Genomic DNA, 17,779 nt, shown 5'->3' with positions numbered 1-17,779 from the left:
TCAATCTAATAGTCGATTTTGATATAAGAACTCTTCTGATAAATCCGCAAACAAGAACATGCCATCCGGTAACGGATAACTGAACGTCCGTGTCACTTCGTTCGAGCTGAAGTCACGATAATCCTCGGACAAGTAGCCTCGTCCGCGCACGTCCATCGCCGCCATCGTGCGAATGAAGTACGGCCGGAAACTCCAGTTATAGCCGCGATACGTATTGTCGACCGTCCAATTCGACTGCGCCTGATAGACGTTCGCGCTCGTCTGGAACCCGGTTTGGTCCGTCAAATAGTAACGGACGAACGTTCCTTCGAGTTTCGGCGCAATATGGAGCAACCATTCATCTTTTTTATCGCGCGACCACTTCCCGCTTTGGACGAGGTCGTGAATTTGTTTATGGAGTTCGAACTCAAGTTCATACAATCGCTTGATCCGCTCTTGATCGTGCAAGAAAAATGACGGCACTTCTTGTGTCAAGACGCTCATGCCTTTCGCTTCGCGCGGCGGTGTCGCATCACCTTGACCAAGGAGTCCACCCATATAATAACGTCCGCCGTGACGCCACGCATAACGCAGCTGTCCGAGGTGATCAATCGATTTGTACAGGAGCGGTGCCCCGAGACGGGAAGCGATATATTCCATCGTCTGAAGCATTTGCGGATACGTGACCGATAACGTCTTCTTCTCGACCATCGTCGCCAAATCGACGAGTAGCATCTCAGGCGCCACCGTCATGATATCTTCAATGCTTGTCGACTCAGCGAAGTCGAGCGCGACTTTGACACCGGACGAACGATAATATTGGACGACTCGCGACAAACGTGACACGTCGACGAGATCGGTCCCTTGAAGCGTCACATAAATGCGATGGAGCGGGAAGTTCAACTCCCGCAGCGGGGCCAAAAACGCCTCGCCGCCTTGATCGAGAATCCATTCCGACCGACATCGGAACGTGACGAATTGCGTTTCGTCCCGCAACTGTTCGGCCGCAAGACGCTCCATTCGTTTAGCGATATCGAGCTGGTACTCAAGCGGAACGTCATCGTCATAAAAGAAAGGCGTGAGCGACTCGCCCCTGAACTGCCCATGCACCATATACCCCTCTACTTGAAAGGTAGCAGCCCCGAGAATCGGTTCAAATGTCACTTCGACTTCCTCTGCGTTCATCATCACATCCACTGCATCCACCTTGATCACCTCGTCTTTTTTTCTAAACACGAAAGCGAGCTGGGCTCAGCTCGCTCGTGTATGCACATACATATAGGCACCGAAACAAGCAATGAAATATACGATACTCATCACACCGTACCCGATTCCCATCTTCCCACCGACGCCGATGGCCATCACCAGCCAAATCATGGCGCCGAACAGGAGCGTGGCGACCGGGATATATCGGAAATTCGGACGCTCGGTCCGCGTTATAATCGGTTTCAAAGCCAGGACGCACGCCAATAGTATGACGAGACCAAAACCTAGTTCAATCATCCGTTGACACCTCATTTTTCTGTCTCTACTCGTTTAGTGTAGCATGACACCAAAAAAAAAACCGCAAATCCACTTAGGGAGATGCGGTTTTGGGTTATTGATTAGTCACGCGGACGGCGTGGGCCACGGTCGTCTGAACGACGACGGTCTTCTCCACCCGTGCGTTTGCCACGGTATCCACCGCCGCCACCGCTGCGTCCACCACGGTCACCGCCGCCACGACGTTCGCCGCCGCCACTGCGATTTCCACGGTATCCACCACGGTCGTTGCGTCCACCTTGACGTTTGACGCGAACTGGTTCTGCATACGAGATTTCAACCGGAGTTGAATCTGGCTCTTTCGTCAATCCACGAAGTGCCGCTGCGAGAAGCTCGACTGCTTCGTACTCTTCAAGAAGCTCAGTCGCAAGTTGCGTGTAAGCTTTGAAGTCGCCCGCTTGTACACGTTCGATCAAATCTTCAGCCGATTGCTTTTGGTTGCCCTCAAGCACTTCTGCGATTGTCGGAACGTGACGACGGTTCATCTTCTTGTTTGTTACGCGTTCGATTGCTTTGACTTGACCGAATTCACGTGGCGTGATGAACGTAAGAGCTGTACCTGTTTTACCAGCACGGCCTGTACGTCCGATACGGTGCACGTAGCTTTCCGGGTCTTGTGGGACGTCAAAGTTGTAAACGTGTGTAACGCCTGTGATATCAAGACCACGTGCCGCTACGTCTGTTGCGACCAAGATGTCAATCGTGCTGTTTTTGAAGCGACGAATGACTTGGTCACGTTTTGATTGCGTTAAGTCACCGTGAAGACCATCAGCCGTGTAACCACGTTTGATAAGTGCTTCTGTCACTTCGTCAACACGTTTCTTCGTACGAGCGAAGATGATGCTGAGTTCTGGTGAGTCGATGTCGATCAAACGGCAAAGCGTATCGAATTTTTGGCCTTCGCGCAATTCGAGGAATTGTTGGTTGATGTTCTCAACTGTCATTTCCTTCGCTTTGACTTTGATGATTGTCGGCGACTTCATGAAGCGCTCAGCAATCTTCTTGATTTGTGGTGGCATTGTTGCAGAGAAGAGAAGCGTTTGACGTTCAGCCGGAAGGCCTTTCAAAATCATCTCGATATCTTCAACGAAGCCCATGTTGAGCATTTCATCTGCCTCATCCAAGATCACTGTTTGGATCTCGTCGAGTTTGATCGTCTTGCGTTTCATGTGGTCCATGAGACGTCCAGGTGTCGCAACGACGATTTGTGGGTTCTTTTTCAAACCACGGATTTGGCGGTCGATTTGTTGGCCACCGTATACTGGAAGTGCGTAAACGCGCTTCGCTTCACCAATTTTGTTCAATTCTTCTGCAACTTGAATCGCAAGTTCACGTGTCGGTGCAAGAACAAGTGCTTGGACTTGACGTGCCTTTGTATCGATTCGCTCAATTGTCGGAATACCGAAAGCTGCTGTTTTCCCTGTACCTGTTTGCGCTTGACCTAATACGTCCACTCCTGTGAGTGCGACAGGAATTGTCTCAGCTTGGATCGGTGTAGCTTCTTCGAAGCCCATTTTGAGTACACCTTTTACTAATACTTCACTTAACTGTAAATCTTGGAATTTTGTCAAATTATATTCTCCTTTTTTCATACAAAAAACGTCTGAGGTTTAGTTCTACAGACGTTTTTACAATGTTTCCTCGTAGTCAACTCTTACTACTATAACGCATTTGTTTCTAAAATGAAAGAAATACATTCTAAAACTTTTTATAGCCACCTGGACATGAGTTATCTTATTTCAATTTATAGCCATTGTCGAGTTTTTCAACTTGCTTTTCTTTCAGCAGTTTCCCGAGCGCCCGTTTGAACGCTGCTTTACTCATCCCGAACTCACGATCAATCACATCCGGCGCCGTCTTGTCGCCGTAAGGCATTTGGCCGCCGCGCTCTTCAATGTAGGCACGGATACTTTCCGCATCCGGGTCGATCGCCTCATAGGCCCGAGGTTTCATTGAGACGAGGACCGTCCCGTCTTGCTTCACTTGTGTCACGCGCACCGTCAATTGCTCACCGAGGCGCGGCCAACGTGTCATCTCTGCTTCATGTAGGAAGCCAAGCGACTCGTTCTCGACCCAGACGTTCACACCGACGTCGCGTCGATTGACGACAATCGCCTGCACATCTTGGTTGCCCCACTCTTCTTTGGCGGGACGCGCCAATAAGTTCAAGTACGCATAATGAGCCGGTTCGCCGAGGAGGCGGCTCTTTTGGTCGTACTTGAGACGAATGCATAGCTTGTCTCCTTCTTTCGGCCAATACGACCGGTTCTCAGGAAGATCATCTAATGAGACGAGTACATCTTTTTGAATCCCGATATTGACGAACACACCTGTGTTATACCGGACCCCTGTCACTTCATACCATTCATAGTCATCGAACGTGACACTAGGAATCGTCATCGTCGAAGCGAGACGTCCTTCCGAGTCGTGATAAAGGAAGACGCGTACCGTCTGTCCGACCGCAACTTCTTCTGTTTGTTCTTTTCGATGAAGGAGTACCTCTTCGCGACCATTACCGATAAACACTCCAAAATCAGCTGAACGTTCCGCGACCAAGTCTACTACTTCTCCTGCACGTAATGCCATACAATCCACATCCTTTTTCATCTATTACTGTCAGTATACCTACCTACACACGTTCCTAATCATATCATGTTCGATTTCATTGCTCCGCTTAATTGTGTCTAAATTGTGAACGAGAGGCGGAGACGCATATGACCGATTGGCGAGCATTCTAACGTCTTTATTTCAAATTTTGTGACAATTTTGTGAACGTGCATTTTCCATCTAGTATCCACATTTTGAAAACGTTATTATTAAGGAAGTGTTGTTTAACGAATTAGGTTTCAGCCATGGCCGAACGGGGGATAATAAATGTTTGATGTTCAATCTCGATCATTTGCGAAGCGCTTTATGAAAGGCTTATTGATTGCTTTCTTCGCGCTACTCGCTTCACTTAGCTTCATTTTCTCAAACGGAGTCGATACAAACGTATCTTCATCCGTCACGATGGTCCAAGAGTAAACGCCCTCTCCTGACAGAAGGCGTTTTTTTGTTTTGTTCCGACAAAAAAAGGGATTTTTTGTGCAGCTGTCGAACGAACATAACGTTCGGCTTTTACTATTGAATCATCTGGGAAGGGAGAGCCACTCATGCTATTTTATTTTCTCACCACGATTCTTTCGGTCGTCGGTTTGTCCGTCTCGCTCCAAACCGGTTTTTTCAAAGACCCGATCGGTACATTCCTGTTCGCCGTATTGCTCGCCATGGGCTTATCTTCATTTAAACAGTTAGTCGCACAAACGAACGTCTTATTGATTGAACGCCGCAACCAGAAAAAAATCAAACGCATCGTGGCACGTATGCATTCAAGTACACGTAAACGTTCTACATAACACTCGTCTTCACCCTCCACTTTTGTTATCCTATTGTAGACAGAGAGCAAAACGGACTCAACCCGTAGGAGGCACAAACACGTATGAATGAAATCCCTTTATCGAACGAATGGCTATTACGTTATTCACCTGTCATGGAGCTATGGCTGAAAGAAGACGGCATCTTGCTCGTCGACGATGACAACCGGATTCGACTCACCCTCGAAATCGGCACTGATCACGTCATGCAGTTCAAGAGCATCGATCAAGACGGGGCTTACTTTGCCGTGGACCCGGTGAATAAACGAATCACGTTCGAACTCGAGGAAGAAGAAGAGGAAAGCGAATCTCGCTTCTGGGAATAAGGATTCATGCCGAAGAGTCGGATTCTCGCTTAGAGAAGAAGACTCTTTCTTCGTGTCCAGACTAACAGTTGTACGATTGAAAGGAGAATGACTCATGATCCGCACCGCCATCTGGTTTATCACCTTTTTTGCCGTCTTACCGCTGACGCTTCCGTTCTATCCGAAAGCGAAACGGCTGACGCCGCCCGAACGTTACGCGTACGTTCAAACCGTCGCCTATACATGGGCAAGCTTTCTACTCCGGATTGCCGGCGCTCGCGTCCGCGTTCACGGCCAAGAGAACATTCCGAATGAACCGGTCGTCTACGTCGCGAACCACCAAGGGAACTTCGATGTCCCGATCATGATCACGGCGACGAAACATCCGAAAGCGTTCATCTCAAAAATCGAAGTTCAAAAGTTCCCAATCATCCCACGTTGGATGGAACTAATGGGTTGTATCTTCATCGACCGCAGCGACCGCCGCCAGTCGATTAAAGCCATCCGCTCCGGCGTCGAGACGATTCAATCCGGCCAATCGATTATCGTCTTCCCGGAAGGCACCCGCTCGAAAGGCGGGCCGATTAAAGAGTTTAAAGCCGGCAGCCTGACGCTCGCCACATCAAGTGGCGCCAAGATTGTCCCGGTTGCCATCAAAGGCAGTCATCATTTGCTCGAAACGAAAAACCGCATCACCCCTGGGACGGTCGACGTCACCTTTTTACCGGTCATCGATCCGGCCGACGTCCCGAACAAAGAAATTGCCGCGCTTGCGGAGACGATGATTCGCCGCGTTGTTGAAGGAGAAGAATCATGAGCTTATTAACGATTGAAGGTATCCACAAAGAATTTGCAGATAAAGTGTTATTCGATGACGTCACGATGACGATTCATCCAGGCAATCGCATCGGTGTGATTGGAGTCAACGGCTCCGGAAAATCGACGTTTTTAAAAATCGTCGCTGGCGTCGAGACGGCAGACCGCGGTTCGATGCAACATCCAAACGACTATCGGATTCGCTATTTGACGCAAACGGTCGATTTCGATCCGGGTCAAACGATTTTGGACGCCTTGTTCACGAGTGACACCCCATCCGTTCAAGCATTGAAGCAATATGAACTGGCCCGCCAAGCACTCGAGGCAAACCCGACGAGTGAACAGTGGTTGGGACGCTTCATGAAAGCCCAACAAGCAGTCGATGCAGCCGACGCTTGGGAGACAGAGGCCAAGTTGAAATCGATTTTGAATCGGCTCGGCCTTCCGGATGTGACGGCGGAAATCAGTTCGCTCTCCGGTGGACAGCAGAAACGGGTCGCTTTGGCCGCCGCCCTGCTCGATGAAGCCGACCTGTTGTTGCTCGATGAGCCGACAAACGAACTCGACGCCGATACGATTGCTTGGCTCGAGACGGTTCTGGCCGATTATCGAGGCGCCATCTTACTCATCACCCACGACCGCTATTTCTTGAATCGAGTCACGAACCACATTCTCGAGATCGCCGACGGGACAAGTTATTTTTATGACGGGAACTATGAGCTCTTCCTTGAAAAACGCGCCGAACGAAAAGCCCGGTCGCATTCGATGGAGCAGAAACGCCAAAACATCTTGCGCCGCGAGCTCGCCTGGTTGCGCCGAGGCGCCAAAGCCCGGACGACGAAACAGAAGGCGCGTATCCAACGCGTCGAAGATTTGAAACACCAAGAGACGCTCGCCGAGGATGAGGCGCTCGAAGTGTCCGTCGGATCACGTCGTCTCGGGAAAAAAGTGATTGAAGTCGAGAACTTATCATTCGGCTACGACGACAAGTTGCTCATCCAAGACTTCACGTGGTTGTTCGGACGACGTGAGCGGTACGGCATCGTCGGACCAAACGGTAGCGGGAAGACGACGCTCATGAACTTGCTCGCCCATCGCCTTCAACCGACGCAAGGAACGGTCGTCCATGGCGAGACGGTCCATCTCGGCTATTACGGGCAACAAGTCGAGTTTGAGGACACATCGCGCCGCGTCATCGATGAGATTGAACGCATCGCTCAAGTCATTTATACGCCGGACGGCGAGACGATCACGGCCAGTCAGATGCTCGAACGGTTCCTGTTCACCCCGGACGCGCAATACAAACCGATTGCCAAACTATCCGGTGGCGAGAAACGCCGCCTCGTCTTGCTCCGTGTCTTGATGGACGAGCCGAACGTACTGTTTTTGGATGAACCGACGAACGACCTTGATACGGAGACACTGTCCGTCCTCGAGGACTACTTGGAGTCGTTCCCAGGTACGGTCATCGCCGTCAGTCACGATCGCTATTTCTTAGATCGGATTGCAGAGCAGCTCATCGCCTTCGAAGATGGGACGATCAACGTCTATCACGCCGAATACAGTGATTACTTGGCCACACTCCAAGAACAGACGAAGCAACAAGTGAAGAAAGAATCGAAAGAAAAGAAAGAGCGTGTCAAAGTCGACGTCGTCAAATTCACTTTCAAAGAGCAGAAGGAATGGGAGACGATCGAGGAAGGTATCGCTTCTCTCGAGTCCGAGATTGAAGCAGCGGAAGCTCGGCTCGCTATAGCCGGAAGCGACCTCGGCAAAGTGAATGAACTGTACGCCGAAATTGCCGCGTTGAAAGAAGCACTCGATGCGAAGATGGAGCGTTGGGAATATTTATCGGAGATTGATGAACAAATTCAAGCACAGAAGAAATAAAAACAAGGATCACGCGTCGGCGTGATCCTTGTTTGTCGTATAGCCATATACATGCACATCGTGCGCGCGTTCGCCTTGTCGCATATAGCGGCGAAGCGTCCCTTCCCGCGAGAAGCCGGTCTTTTCGAGCATTTGTTGCGACGCGACGTTCTCGGTGAAGACGATGGCCCCGACCCGTTCCATCTCGCCTGTCTGCGCGGCATAGCTTAACGCGGCCTGGAGTGCTTCGGTCGCATATCCGTGACGCCAATAGTTCGGGTGAATTTCATAGCCGACTTCGGCACGTCGATGTCGCGGCGCTCGGTTATGGAATCCAATCGTTCCAATCAAGTCAGACGACTCTTTCGTCACGATGCCCCAGCGCATCACCGCACCGGATTCAATCCCTTCGAGCATACCGGCTAGCATCTGTTGCGTCTCCACGATGGACCTATGAGGTTCCATTCCGTAGTAGCGCAAGACGTTCGGGTCTGAAAAGATGGTAAACAGCCGTTCAGCGTCGGTCACGTCGAGTTGTCGTAATCGGAGCCGTTCCGTTTCAAGCATCGGTAGCATGCTGCTCACCCTTTACTGACGATGTTATGTTGAAATGCATAGACGACAGCTTGCGTCCGGTCATAGACGTCGAGCTTCGTCAAAATATTGGAGACGTGCGTCTTTACCGTCTTCAACGAGATGTATAGTTCGTCGGCGATGACTTGGTTCGATTTTCCTTCCGCCATCAACTGCAAAATCTCACGTTCCCGGGCCGTCAGACTCTCGTGCAACGTCTTTTCCGGGTGACGGAGCCGCTCAAGCATCTTGCCCGTCACTTGGGCGGCCATGACGGGATTGCCCGCTGCCGTTTGACGAATCGCATCGGCGATTTCATTGGCGTTTGCCGTCTTCAAGACGTAACTCATCGCCCCGGCCTCAATGACGGGATACACTTTTTCATCATCTAAGAAGCTCGTCACGACCAAGATTTTGGCGTCTTTCCAACTCGCCTTGATCCGTTTTGTCGACTCGACCCCATCGACAGGTTCCATTACTAAATCCATCAAGACCACATCCGGCTTTTCTTGGATCGCGAGTTCCGCCCCAGTCGCGCCGTCCGATGCCTCTCCGACGACTTCGATGTCAGGCTGCGTCGACAAGAACGCCGAGACTCCGGCCCGCACCATCTCATGGTCATCAATCAATACGACTCGAATCATTGTAACCCCTCCACTTGTTGTTTCACACGCACTTCAATCTGAGTACCGACGCCGGGCACACTGACGAGTCGTAACGTCCCGCCGACCTCAGCCGTCCTCTCTCTTATCGATTGTAAGCCATATGAGGCGACTTGTGTATCATCGACATTAAAGCCGATGCCGTCGTCGTTTATTTTTAAGATGACCGTCTGTTGCACGGTCCGCATTTCGATTTCGAGTCGCTTCGCTTTCGCATGTCGAAGCGTATTGCTGATTGCTTCTTGAACGATGCGGAACAGTTCATTTTCGGTGTGACGCGACAACTCGACTTCTTCGAGGCGCCAGATAAGTTCGGTCGATTGTTTGCGCGACAACTCTTCTAACAATCGCTCGATACCCGTCTTGAGCGTCATCCCTTCAAGTTCGACCGGACGAAGTTGCAATAAGAGCGAGCGCATTTCGGCCTGAGCCGTTTGCGCCATCACTTCGACTTGTTCAATTTGTTTGGCGGCCACGTCCGGCTTCGCCTCGATCGTCTGCTTGGCTGCCGTCGTCATCATCGAGATGGCGTACAGTTGCTGGCTGACCGAATCATGTAACTCTCGGGCGACACGGCGCCGCTCCTCAACGACGGCTTCACTACGTGCTTCCTCGACACTGACAGGCCGGTCACCGACCCGTTTCGCCATCTCGACCATTTCTGCGCGCTGTTTCGAGATGCGTGCAATCCGTTCGAGTGTATCGCGATAAGGCGACAGCGGACGGAACGTGATTTCTTTTTGATTCTCGAGCTTCCATAAGGCAATCGCCACTTCCCGGAAGTCACGGCGCAAATAAAAGTACGAACCGACCCCGAACACGCTGCCGATCAAGACGGCGATGACGAGGATAGACACACCGAAAGGCAACCCTTCTTCACGTGTGAACAAATCTCGGAGTGAAGTCGAGTCACCTATTAAAAATGCAATCGTGACGAACAGTGCCGTCAAGAGGCTACTGAACAGTTGATGCCAGACAACGGTCCTTGGATACGAGTCCTTCTTCATACAGTCATCACCTCGACACTTCCGCTCATGAGCACGATATGAATCCGGACTTTTCGCGTCGCTGACGCGTAATCGTCCGATGCCGTATAAAAGCGACGATTGAACACGGGCGAATAATTCGATTCGTCGACTTGAATCTTGCCGAACCCGATCGAGGCGTCAATCGAGTAATCGTAACCGGCCGGAATGAGAATCCGGATATCCCCGGCGAGCCCATTCAACAGTAAGAACGTCTCTCCTTCCGGAATAATCGCGCGCGACAAGTCGAGTTCAACGTCACGCAACAAGAAAAATTCATTCGTGTCTTGGAGCACGTAGTGACCACTTTCTTTCGTCCCGAACGTAAACGCCTGTTCTTGACGGATATGCGACTTGAATCGGCTCGATTCGAGCGGACGGTTTTTATACAGCCGATAACCGAACATGAGCAATAGACCCGACAGCACGAAACCAAATGCCGCCGACGAAAAGATGAGTCCGACGAGCATGATGCCGCCAATTCCGTAAAAGATATAGCTGACCGGCTGATTGCCTTTGCGGCTGAAACGTCGTCCGATATAAAGCAACAATAACGGGACGACCATGCTGAAGAGGACGCTGTTTCCACCCGTCACGATATCGATAAATAGTCCAATGGCAAACAAAATAATCATGAATCCGATGATTTGGCGTGTGTTCCAACGTTCCACGTTGCTTCCCCCTCTCTGACAGTATGTACAATGAAGCAAAGAAGCGATGGCCCAACTCATTCGCCGGACCATCGCTGAACCGTTGCGTCAGTCTTGTTTGAAACGACGCTCAAGTTCTTTTAGTTTTGCTTCGAAATCATCTTCATCCGCTGCATCGATTTTCTCTTCAGCGGCCGGTTCTTGCTTCTTCTCTTCTTCCGTGAACGGATGAGTCTTCGACGTCTCCGCTCCGAAGATTTGATCGAGCGCACCTTTCAATAAATCCAGGTTTTCTCGCATCGCGAACTCATAGCGTTTGTTTTGCATCTCATCGAGTTTCAGTCGCATCTCGAGGGCACGGCGCTCGAGGGCATCGAGTTCACGCGCTCCTTCGTCGAGCAACCCTTCAAAGTAACGATACTGCTCACCGTAATGCTTCGACTCGAGCGCGGCCCGCTCCGCGAGTTTTTCTTCGCCCGCTTGTTTGGCGAGCTCGGTCTGCTCGTAACGCTTATCCGCCATCAGTTTAGCGTCATCACGTTTTGTCGCCAGCTCATCGAGGAGCGCCTTTTGACGTTCGACGAGACGTTCGACAGACATCGCTTCTTTTTCAGCACCACGGATGTGACGGTTCAACTCGGCCTCCCCGCTCGAACGCGGTGCCGAACGTGGACCCTCTTTATCTTGGAACTTCTTCATCTCTTTCGACAATTCTTTCGTCAACTCGTTAGCTAAATCACGAAACTGGTCAAATGGTGTTTTCATCATAATATCCTCCTTGTGAAGCTTAGCGACGGTTTACAAACTTCTGCCACACTTGATCAAACGATTGAAAGCTGCTCCGGTTCGCACGCGAACCGTCCGCATTCAAAATCTCGACGTCTTGTTTTTGGTTGGCATACATCATATACCCTTTAAACAATACCCATGCCACCACAATCCCGATTAACGCCCAAATATTCGATAAAATTGTGATGATCCCGATCACGGCAAGCGCGCCGTAACCGATTTTTGCGCCGACATGTGTCACGGCCATGAATCTGACTCCAGCCCACAGTGCTAAGAGCGCCCCCAAACCGAACATGATCATATTCGGTAAAAAGCCGATTAGAACGAGAACTAAAGAGATCGCGGCCACGATGAACAACACTTGTTTCACCTGGCGATTCATCTATCATCCCTCCTCGTTAAGTACACTCTTATCATAATACGTTATTTTTTATAGCGCGACGAGCGCAAGGCCCGTTTTCCCTCGGTCTGTAGACTGAGATGATAGCGTTCTCAAATCCTGTGCTATACTAGAGGCATCGAACAATGAAAGGATGATGTTTTATGAGCACCGTATTCAACGCAGTATACACCTTGTCAGCCAATCGGAGGGCGACTGTCCTCCATCACTAAGAGGAGGATTCTATTTGAATCAAACAACAATCACAACGGGACGTGTCACGGCACAGTTCCAACATATGTACACGGTCACGACCGAAAATGCAGCCTACACGTGCAGCGTCACCGGGAAATTCCGACATGAGGCCGAAAGCGAGCGCGACTATCCGGTCATCGGTGACTTCGTCGAGTTCACCGTTCGCGAACACGGTCAAGGCGTAATTCGACGTCTCCTTGAACGGCGCACTGTCCTATCACGGGCAGCCGCCGGCAACGAGACGCGCGAACAGCTGATCTGTGCGAACGTCGACTTTATCTTAATCACGATGGCGTGCGGACACGATTTCAATCTGCGTCGGCTCGAGCGTTACTCGCTCGCCGCGTGGGAAACTGGTGCCACGCCGTTCATCGTCTTGACGAAATCGGACCAAGTCGACAACGCAGATGCACTCGTCGACGAACTTACGTTGACAGTGCCTGGGGTCGACGTCTTCCCTGTCAGTTCAGTCACTGGTGACGGCGTCGAAGCGTTGCGAGCCGCACTGCCGAGCGGAAGCACCATCGTGCTCGTCGGCTCGTCCGGTGTCGGGAAATCGACGCTGACGAACGCGCTCGCCGGGACGACCGTCGCCGAGACACAGGCCGTCCGCGAGAGCGATGAACGCGGCAAGCATACGACGACGCATCGCGAACTGTTCCGGATTGACGATTTGTTCGTCATCGATACACCCGGGATGCGTGAATTTGGCCTTTGGGACGGTGCCGATTACCTCGACGATACGTTTCGAGATATCGAGGCGCTCGCCGAGACGTGTCGGTTCCGGGACTGTTCACACCAGGCCGAACCCGGTTGTTCGGTCCGCAAGGCGATTGAAACCGGGATACTCGACGCGAAGCGCTATCAAAGCTTCGTCAAGCTCGAGCGTGAACTCCGCTACGCCGAAAAACGACAAGCGGAAGCGGCTCGTCTCGCCGAGAAGAAGAAACGAAAAACGAAAGCTTAATCTACGAAAGGAGTCACAGAAATATTGTGGCTCCTTTGTCATTTCCCGAAATTTAGCATCAACTCCTATCAGCAATCCGACATTTGTGAACAATCGTTCAGAAATAGTTCGTCCGAATGCAGGTAAAACCCTCGAAAGTAAGCGGTTTCTCCGTTACAATGGACTCGTATTGTCACAGATTAAAATCGCTAATTATAGGGAGAGACTTATGAAAACATTGAACGAACGCGCACTCGAGATGCATGCCTTCCATCACGGAAAATTGGAAACGACACCGAAAGTCGATGTCGACACGAAAGAAGCGCTCAGCCTCGCCTACTCGCCTGGCGTCGCTGAACCGTGCCGTCGCATCGCTGAAGATAAAGAGTTGTCGTATGACTACACGCTCCGCGCCAACACGGTCGCCGTCGTCTCGGACGGGAGCGCCGTGCTCGGTCTCGGCAATATCGGTCCAGAAGCCGCACTGCCGGTCATGGAAGGAAAAGCCGTCTTGTTCAAAAGCTTCGCCGGCGTCGATGCGTTTCCTATCTGTCTCGATACGCATAACGTCGATGAAATCGTCCGGACGGTCGAACTGCTCGCACCGACGTTTGGTGCCGTCAACTTAGAAGACATTAAAGCACCCGAGTGCTTTGAAATCGAGGCCCGGTTGAAACAATCGCTCCCGATTCCTGTCTTCCATGACGACCAGCACGGGACGGCCATCGTCGTCTTGGCCGGTCTCGTCAATGCGTTGCGCCTCGTCGATAAAACGATGCCTGAACTCCGTGTCGTCATGAACGGTGCCGGAGCCGCGGGCATCGCCATCGCCAAACTGTTGAAGCGTTTCGGTGTCGAGGACCTCGTCATCTGTGATACGAAAGGCGCGATTTACGAAGGACGCGTCGAAGGGATGAACCCGTTCAAAGATCAAATCGCCAAAGCGACGAATCGGAAGCAACACGAAGGATTGCTCGCCGACGTGCTTCAAGGTGCCGACGTCTTTATCGGTGTCTCGGCGGCCGGGGCCGTCACGGAAGACATGGTCCGCTCGATGGCCGTCGATCCAATCATCTTCGCTCTGGCGAACCCGATTCCGGAGATTATGCCAGACCTCGCGACAAAAGCCGGGGCGCGTGTCGTCGCGACCGGCCGTTCCGATTTCGCCAACCAAGTGAACAACGTCCTCGCCTTCCCAGGTATTTTCCGGGGCGCACTTGACGTTCGCGCCAGCGAAATCAATGAGGAGATGAAGGAAGCGGCCGTCCACGCGATTGCCGATTTATTGACCGAAGAAGATTTGGCGAACGGGGTCGTCATCCCAAGCCCATTCGATGAACGAATCGCACCGGCCGTGGCGGTCGCGGTTGCCAAAGCTGCCGTCGAGACCGGCGTCGCCAAACGTCCGCTCGATGAGGCCGCCATCCGTCAGCACGTCAGTCAAAAACATTTGTAATCCAAAAACTGCGCAGACCATGACGGTCTGCGCAGTTTTTTTAAACGGTTCCTTGTAAAATCCCTTCCGCCCATTCGACTTCTTCCGTCGTCGGGGGTTTAATTCCTTTGAGCGGATAGTCGAGACCGAGCGCCTCCCATTTATAGACGCCCATCTCATGGTACGGCAAAATTTCGACTTTCTCGACGTGGTCGAGCTTTTGAATGAACGCTGCCGTGCGGCGGAGCGCTCCTTCATCAAGTGTCCATTCCGGGACGAGGACGTGGCGAATCCACATTTTCGTTCCGCGCTCGGATAAATGTTCAGCGAGCGCGAGCGTGTTGACGTTGCTCCGTCCTGTCAGTTTCTTACACATGTCATCGTCGATATGTTTGATATCAAGCAACACGAGATCCGTATGATCTAAGATGGCGTCCAAGTTAGGGGGACGAAGTGCACCCGACGTGTCGAGTGTCGTGTGGAGCCCGTGTTTCTTCGCTTCACGCAAGAGCGCTTCTAAAAACTCTGGCTGCGCGAGCGGGTCGCCCCCTGAAATCGTGATGCCGCCTTTTGATGCTTCCATGAACGGACGATAGCTGAGCGCTTCTTGAATGACGTCCTCGGCCGAACGATGGTTATTCTTTTTGAAATCCCACGTGTCAGCATTGTGGCAATACAAGCAACGAAGCGCACAACCTTGTAAAAAGACGATAAAACGAATTCCCGGGCCGTCAACGGTTCCAAACGATTCGACCGAGTGTACATATCCCATTGTCATCGAAATGACCTCCTAACGAATGAGCGGCCCTCGAGTGAAGGCCGCCAAGCCTTTGTTTACAATGAACCGTGGAACGTCCGGTTGATGACGTCGATTTGTTGTTCGCGCGTCAACTTGATGAAGTTGACCGCATAGCCAGAGACACGAATCGTGAGCTGTGGATATTCTTCCGGGTGCTCCATCGCATCGAGCAACGTCTCACGGTTGAAGACGTTGACGTTCAAGTGATGTCCTTTATGCTCGCCGCCCATATAACCGTCAAGGAGTGCCGCCAAGTTGAGTTCACGGGCCACTTCTTCTTTACCGAGCGCTTTCGGTACGATTGAGAACGTGTATGAAATTCCGTCTTGTGCGTGTTCGAACGGGAGTTTCGCGACTGATGAGAGCGACGCAGCTGCCCCTTTCGTATCGCGGCCATGCATCGGGTTCGCACCAGGTGCGAACGGTTCGCCGGCGCGACGTCCGTCCGGTGTGTTCCCTGTCTTTTTGCCGTAAACGACGTTTGATGTGATCGTCAAGACCGATTGCGTATGGAGCGCATCGCGGTACGTTTTATGCTTGCGTACTTTTTGCATGAACGACTCGACAAGCTCGACGGCGATCGCATCGACACGGTCGTCGTTGTTGCCGAATTTAGGGAAGTCGCCTTCTGTCTCGAAGTCGACAGCAATGCCTTGCTCGTTGCGGACCGGTTTCACGGTCGCATATTTGATGGCTGACAGACTATCTGCTGTGACCGAGAGACCGGCGATACCGCATGCCATCGTCCGTAGGATTTCTGGGTCATGAAGTGCCATCTCGATCCGTTCATACGCATATTTATCGTGCATGAAGTGGATGACGTTAAGCGTGTTGACGTAGAGCTCGGCGAGCCAATCGAGCGTCCGGTCGAAGTCGGCATACACTTTGTCGTACGTGAGCACGTCCTCGGTGTTCATCTCCCAAACCGGCGCGATTTGGTCGCCGCTCTTCTCATCGCGGCCTCCGTTCATGCTATAAAGGAGTGCTTTCGCCATGTTGGCGCGGGCTCCGAAGAACTGCATCTGTTTCCCGATTTTCATCGGTGACACACAGCAGGCGATGCCGTAATCGTCACCGAACTCTGGAAGCATGAGGTCATCGTTCTCATATTGGATGGCGGACGTCTCAATCGACATCTTCGCACAATATTGTTTGAAGCCTTCTGGCAATTTCGTCGACCAAAGCACCGTCAAGTTCGGTTCTGGTGCTGGTCCAAGGTTCGAGAGTGAATGCAAGAAGCGGAACGAGCTCTTCGTCACGTTCGAGCGTCCGTCTTCGCTCATCCCACCGATTGACTCGGTCACCCATGTTGGGTCACCCGAGAACAATTCGTTATAGTCTGGTGTGCGCAAGAATTTGACGATCCGGAGCTTCATGATGAAGTGGTCGACGATTTCTTGAACATCCGACTCGGTCAAACGACCCGCTTCGATGTCACGCTCTGCGTATACATCGAGGAATGTCGAGACACGCCCGAGTGACATGGCGGCGCCGTTCTGTTCTTTGACGGCTGCGAGATATGCAAGGTATACCCATTGGTACGCCTCTTGTGTATTTTCCGCCGGACGGCCGAGGTCAAACCCGTACGCCGCACCGAGTTGTTTCAACTCTTGGAGGGCCCGGAGCTGCTCAGACATTTCTTCCCGTGTCCGAATATCTGCCTCTGATAAGAAACCGCCACGGTTCGCCAAATCTTTTTTACGTGCGGCAATCAAGAAGTCTAACCCGTACAAGGCAACGCGACGGTAGTCGCCGATAATCCGTCCACGGCCGTAAGCGTCAGGAAGTCCTGTGATAATCCCTGACTTCCGTGCTGCTCGCATCTCAGGTGTATACGCATCGAAGACACCTTGGTTATGCGTTTTGCGGATTTCCGAATAAATCTTTGTGATTTCAGGGTTCGGCTCGAAGCCATACGATTCAAGTGCAGCGTCGACCATCCGGATGCCGCCGTTCGGATGAATCGAACGTTTGAACGGCTCGTCCGTTTGAACGCCGACCACTTTCTCGAGCTCTTTGTTTAAGTATCCCGGTCCGTGCGAGACGATTGTCGATGGGTTGTTTTGATCGACCGCCCAAACACCACCGCGTTCCCGCTCTTCTTTCGTCAATTCCATCACTTGTGCCCAAAGCTGATTCGTCGCTTCCGTCGGTCCGACGAGGAAACGGTCGTCTCCTGTGTACTCATGTCGGTTTAAACGGATAAACTCACCGACGTTCACTTCGTTCGTCCACTGCCCAGGTACAAATCCTGACCAGGCTGATTTAATTTCGGTTGCCATTGTGGGTCACTCCTCATAGTTGAGATAACTGCGTGCTTTCTATAAGTTGAGTGTACGTGA

General features: G+C 51.7%; 19 protein-coding genes. 7 read left to right on the top strand and 12 right to left on the bottom strand.

Translation table 11 applies throughout. From position 1 onward, the window contains the following. The 4 genes from KNP84_RS12230 to KNP84_RS12215 form a co-directional block, all read right to left on the bottom strand. Positions 1-1,185, bottom strand: a complete 1,185-nt coding sequence (locus tag KNP84_RS12230; protein WP_215114867.1) for an EAL-associated domain-containing protein — start codon at positions 1,183-1,185, stop codon at positions 1-3. A gap of 45 nt (positions 1,186-1,230) precedes the next feature. After that, on the bottom strand, positions 1,231-1,482 hold the full coding sequence (locus KNP84_RS12225) for a hypothetical protein (protein ID WP_021067789.1): 252 nt from the start codon (positions 1,480-1,482) through the stop codon (positions 1,231-1,233). A 101-nt stretch (positions 1,483-1,583) separates the two neighbouring features. Beyond that, positions 1,584-3,092, bottom strand: a complete 1,509-nt coding sequence (gene cshA / locus KNP84_RS12220) for a degradosome RNA helicase CshA (RefSeq protein WP_087576473.1) — start codon at positions 3,090-3,092, stop codon at positions 1,584-1,586. A 163-nt stretch (positions 3,093-3,255) separates the two neighbouring features. Next, complete coding sequence (locus tag KNP84_RS12215; protein ID WP_029596042.1) at positions 3,256-4,107, bottom strand: CvfB family protein; 852 nt, start codon at positions 4,105-4,107, stop codon at positions 3,256-3,258. A gap of 288 nt (positions 4,108-4,395) precedes the next feature. On the opposite strand from KNP84_RS12215, the gene KNP84_RS12210 reads away from it, so the two are divergent. The 5 genes from KNP84_RS12210 to KNP84_RS12190 all read left to right on the top strand — a co-directional run bounded on the left by KNP84_RS12210 (position 4,396) and on the right by KNP84_RS12190 (position 7,945). Next, the gene (locus KNP84_RS12210; RefSeq protein WP_021067792.1) at positions 4,396-4,545 is read left to right on the top strand and encodes a hypothetical protein; all 150 of its coding nucleotides are present in this window, start codon (positions 4,396-4,398) and stop codon (positions 4,543-4,545) included. Positions 4,546-4,673: 128 nt separating this feature from the next. Then, entirely contained in the window at positions 4,674-4,916 is a 243-nt protein-coding gene (locus tag KNP84_RS12205) for a hypothetical protein (protein ID WP_021067793.1), read from the top strand. Between the two features lie 83 nt (positions 4,917-4,999). After that, complete coding sequence (locus tag KNP84_RS12200; protein WP_029596043.1) at positions 5,000-5,260, top strand: hypothetical protein; 261 nt, start codon at positions 5,000-5,002, stop codon at positions 5,258-5,260. A gap of 94 nt (positions 5,261-5,354) precedes the next feature. After that, a complete protein-coding gene (locus KNP84_RS12195; protein WP_021067795.1) occupies positions 5,355-6,056 on the top strand; it encodes a lysophospholipid acyltransferase family protein in 702 nt (233 codons plus the stop codon). Then, on the top strand, positions 6,053-7,945 hold the full coding sequence (locus tag KNP84_RS12190; RefSeq protein WP_215114866.1) for an ABC-F family ATP-binding cassette domain-containing protein: 1,893 nt from the start codon (positions 6,053-6,055) through the stop codon (positions 7,943-7,945). Before KNP84_RS12195 ends, KNP84_RS12190 begins: the two co-directional genes overlap by 4 nt. 9 nt (positions 7,946-7,954) lie before the next feature. Here the strand turns inward: KNP84_RS12190 and KNP84_RS12185 are convergent, their stop codons facing one another. The 6 genes from KNP84_RS12185 to KNP84_RS12160 form a co-directional block, all read right to left on the bottom strand. Then, on the bottom strand, positions 7,955-8,500 hold the full coding sequence (locus KNP84_RS12185) for a GNAT family N-acetyltransferase (RefSeq protein ID WP_131472473.1): 546 nt from the start codon (positions 8,498-8,500) through the stop codon (positions 7,955-7,957). A gap of 5 nt (positions 8,501-8,505) precedes the next feature. Next, positions 8,506-9,141 (bottom strand): response regulator, encoded by a 636-nt coding sequence (locus tag KNP84_RS12180; protein WP_021067798.1) that lies wholly within the window; start codon positions 9,139-9,141, stop codon positions 8,506-8,508. After that, positions 9,138-10,166, bottom strand: a complete 1,029-nt coding sequence (locus KNP84_RS12175) for a sensor histidine kinase (protein ID WP_021067799.1) — start codon at positions 10,164-10,166, stop codon at positions 9,138-9,140. Before KNP84_RS12175 ends, KNP84_RS12180 begins: the two co-directional genes overlap by 4 nt. Continuing rightward, positions 10,163-10,855, bottom strand: a complete 693-nt coding sequence (liaF, locus tag KNP84_RS12170; protein WP_021067800.1) for a cell wall-active antibiotics response protein LiaF — start codon at positions 10,853-10,855, stop codon at positions 10,163-10,165. The genes KNP84_RS12175 and liaF overlap by 4 nt, the downstream gene beginning before the upstream one ends. Before the next feature lie 87 nt (positions 10,856-10,942). After that, positions 10,943-11,599: a PspA/IM30 family protein gene (locus tag KNP84_RS12165; RefSeq protein ID WP_021067801.1), complete on the bottom strand. Its 657-nt coding sequence runs from the start codon at positions 11,597-11,599 to the stop codon at positions 10,943-10,945. A 22-nt stretch (positions 11,600-11,621) separates the two neighbouring features. Further along, the gene (locus KNP84_RS12160) at positions 11,622-12,005 is read right to left on the bottom strand and encodes a lmo0954 family membrane protein (protein ID WP_021067802.1); all 384 of its coding nucleotides are present in this window, start codon (positions 12,003-12,005) and stop codon (positions 11,622-11,624) included. 244 nt (positions 12,006-12,249) lie between these two features. Here KNP84_RS12160 and rsgA point away from each other — a divergent pair, with 244 nt between their 5' ends. Together rsgA and KNP84_RS12150 are read left to right on the top strand one after the other, a co-directional pair. Further along, positions 12,250-13,224, top strand: a complete 975-nt coding sequence (rsgA, locus tag KNP84_RS12155) for a ribosome small subunit-dependent GTPase A (protein WP_215114865.1) — start codon at positions 12,250-12,252, stop codon at positions 13,222-13,224. 208 nt (positions 13,225-13,432) lie between these two features. Further along, positions 13,433-14,659 (top strand): NAD(P)-dependent malic enzyme, encoded by a 1,227-nt coding sequence (locus KNP84_RS12150; RefSeq protein ID WP_021067804.1) that lies wholly within the window; start codon positions 13,433-13,435, stop codon positions 14,657-14,659. Positions 14,660-14,699: 40 nt separating this feature from the next. On the opposite strand, the gene pflA is transcribed toward KNP84_RS12150, so the two are convergent. After that, positions 14,700-15,416 (bottom strand): pyruvate formate-lyase-activating protein, encoded by a 717-nt coding sequence (gene pflA / locus KNP84_RS12145; RefSeq protein ID WP_021067805.1) that lies wholly within the window; start codon positions 15,414-15,416, stop codon positions 14,700-14,702. A gap of 56 nt (positions 15,417-15,472) precedes the next feature. Then, positions 15,473-17,719, bottom strand: coding sequence for a formate C-acetyltransferase (gene pflB, locus KNP84_RS12140; protein ID WP_058765729.1), 2,247 nt, complete (start codon positions 17,717-17,719; stop codon positions 15,473-15,475). Positions 17,720-17,779: the final 60 nt, after the last annotated feature.

This window comes from Exiguobacterium sp. s70 (assembly GCF_018618315.1).
Classification (GTDB): domain Bacteria; phylum Bacillota; class Bacilli; order Exiguobacteriales; family Exiguobacteriaceae; genus Exiguobacterium; species Exiguobacterium chiriqhucha.
Note: the sequence above shows the minus strand (reverse complement) of the source record. Positions and strands in the feature narration are given on the sequence as shown.

What these genes read in the sequence shown, in the direction of transcription:
- KNP84_RS12215 (WP_029596042.1), bottom strand. Translation starts at nt 4,107, where the DNA reads ATGGCATTACGTGCAGGAGAAGTAGTAGACTTGGTCGCGGAACGTTCA.
- KNP84_RS12210 (WP_021067792.1), top strand. Translation starts at nt 4,396, where the DNA reads ATGTTTGATGTTCAATCTCGATCATTTGCGAAGCGCTTTATGAAAGGC.
- KNP84_RS12200 (WP_029596043.1), top strand. Translation starts at nt 5,000, where the DNA reads ATGAATGAAATCCCTTTATCGAACGAATGGCTATTACGTTATTCACCT.
- pflA (WP_021067805.1), bottom strand. Translation starts at nt 15,416, where the DNA reads ATGACAATGGGATATGTACACTCGGTCGAATCGTTTGGAACCGTTGAC.
- KNP84_RS12160 (WP_021067802.1), bottom strand. Translation starts at nt 12,005, where the DNA reads ATGAATCGCCAGGTGAAACAAGTGTTGTTCATCGTGGCCGCGATCTCT.
- KNP84_RS12185 (WP_131472473.1), bottom strand. Translation starts at nt 8,500, where the DNA reads ATGCTACCGATGCTTGAAACGGAACGGCTCCGATTACGACAACTCGAC.
- KNP84_RS12180 (WP_021067798.1), bottom strand. Translation starts at nt 9,141, where the DNA reads ATGATTCGAGTCGTATTGATTGATGACCATGAGATGGTGCGGGCCGGA.
- KNP84_RS12190 (WP_215114866.1), top strand. Translation starts at nt 6,053, where the DNA reads ATGAGCTTATTAACGATTGAAGGTATCCACAAAGAATTTGCAGATAAA.
- KNP84_RS12150 (WP_021067804.1), top strand. Translation starts at nt 13,433, where the DNA reads ATGAAAACATTGAACGAACGCGCACTCGAGATGCATGCCTTCCATCAC.
- KNP84_RS12175 (WP_021067799.1), bottom strand. Translation starts at nt 10,166, where the DNA reads ATGAAGAAGGACTCGTATCCAAGGACCGTTGTCTGGCATCAACTGTTC.
- KNP84_RS12225 (WP_021067789.1), bottom strand. Translation starts at nt 1,482, where the DNA reads ATGATTGAACTAGGTTTTGGTCTCGTCATACTATTGGCGTGCGTCCTG.
- KNP84_RS12195 (WP_021067795.1), top strand. Translation starts at nt 5,355, where the DNA reads ATGATCCGCACCGCCATCTGGTTTATCACCTTTTTTGCCGTCTTACCG.
- KNP84_RS12165 (WP_021067801.1), bottom strand. Translation starts at nt 11,599, where the DNA reads ATGAAAACACCATTTGACCAGTTTCGTGATTTAGCTAACGAGTTGACG.
- KNP84_RS12205 (WP_021067793.1), top strand. Translation starts at nt 4,674, where the DNA reads ATGCTATTTTATTTTCTCACCACGATTCTTTCGGTCGTCGGTTTGTCC.
- pflB (WP_058765729.1), bottom strand. Translation starts at nt 17,719, where the DNA reads ATGGCAACCGAAATTAAATCAGCCTGGTCAGGATTTGTACCTGGGCAG.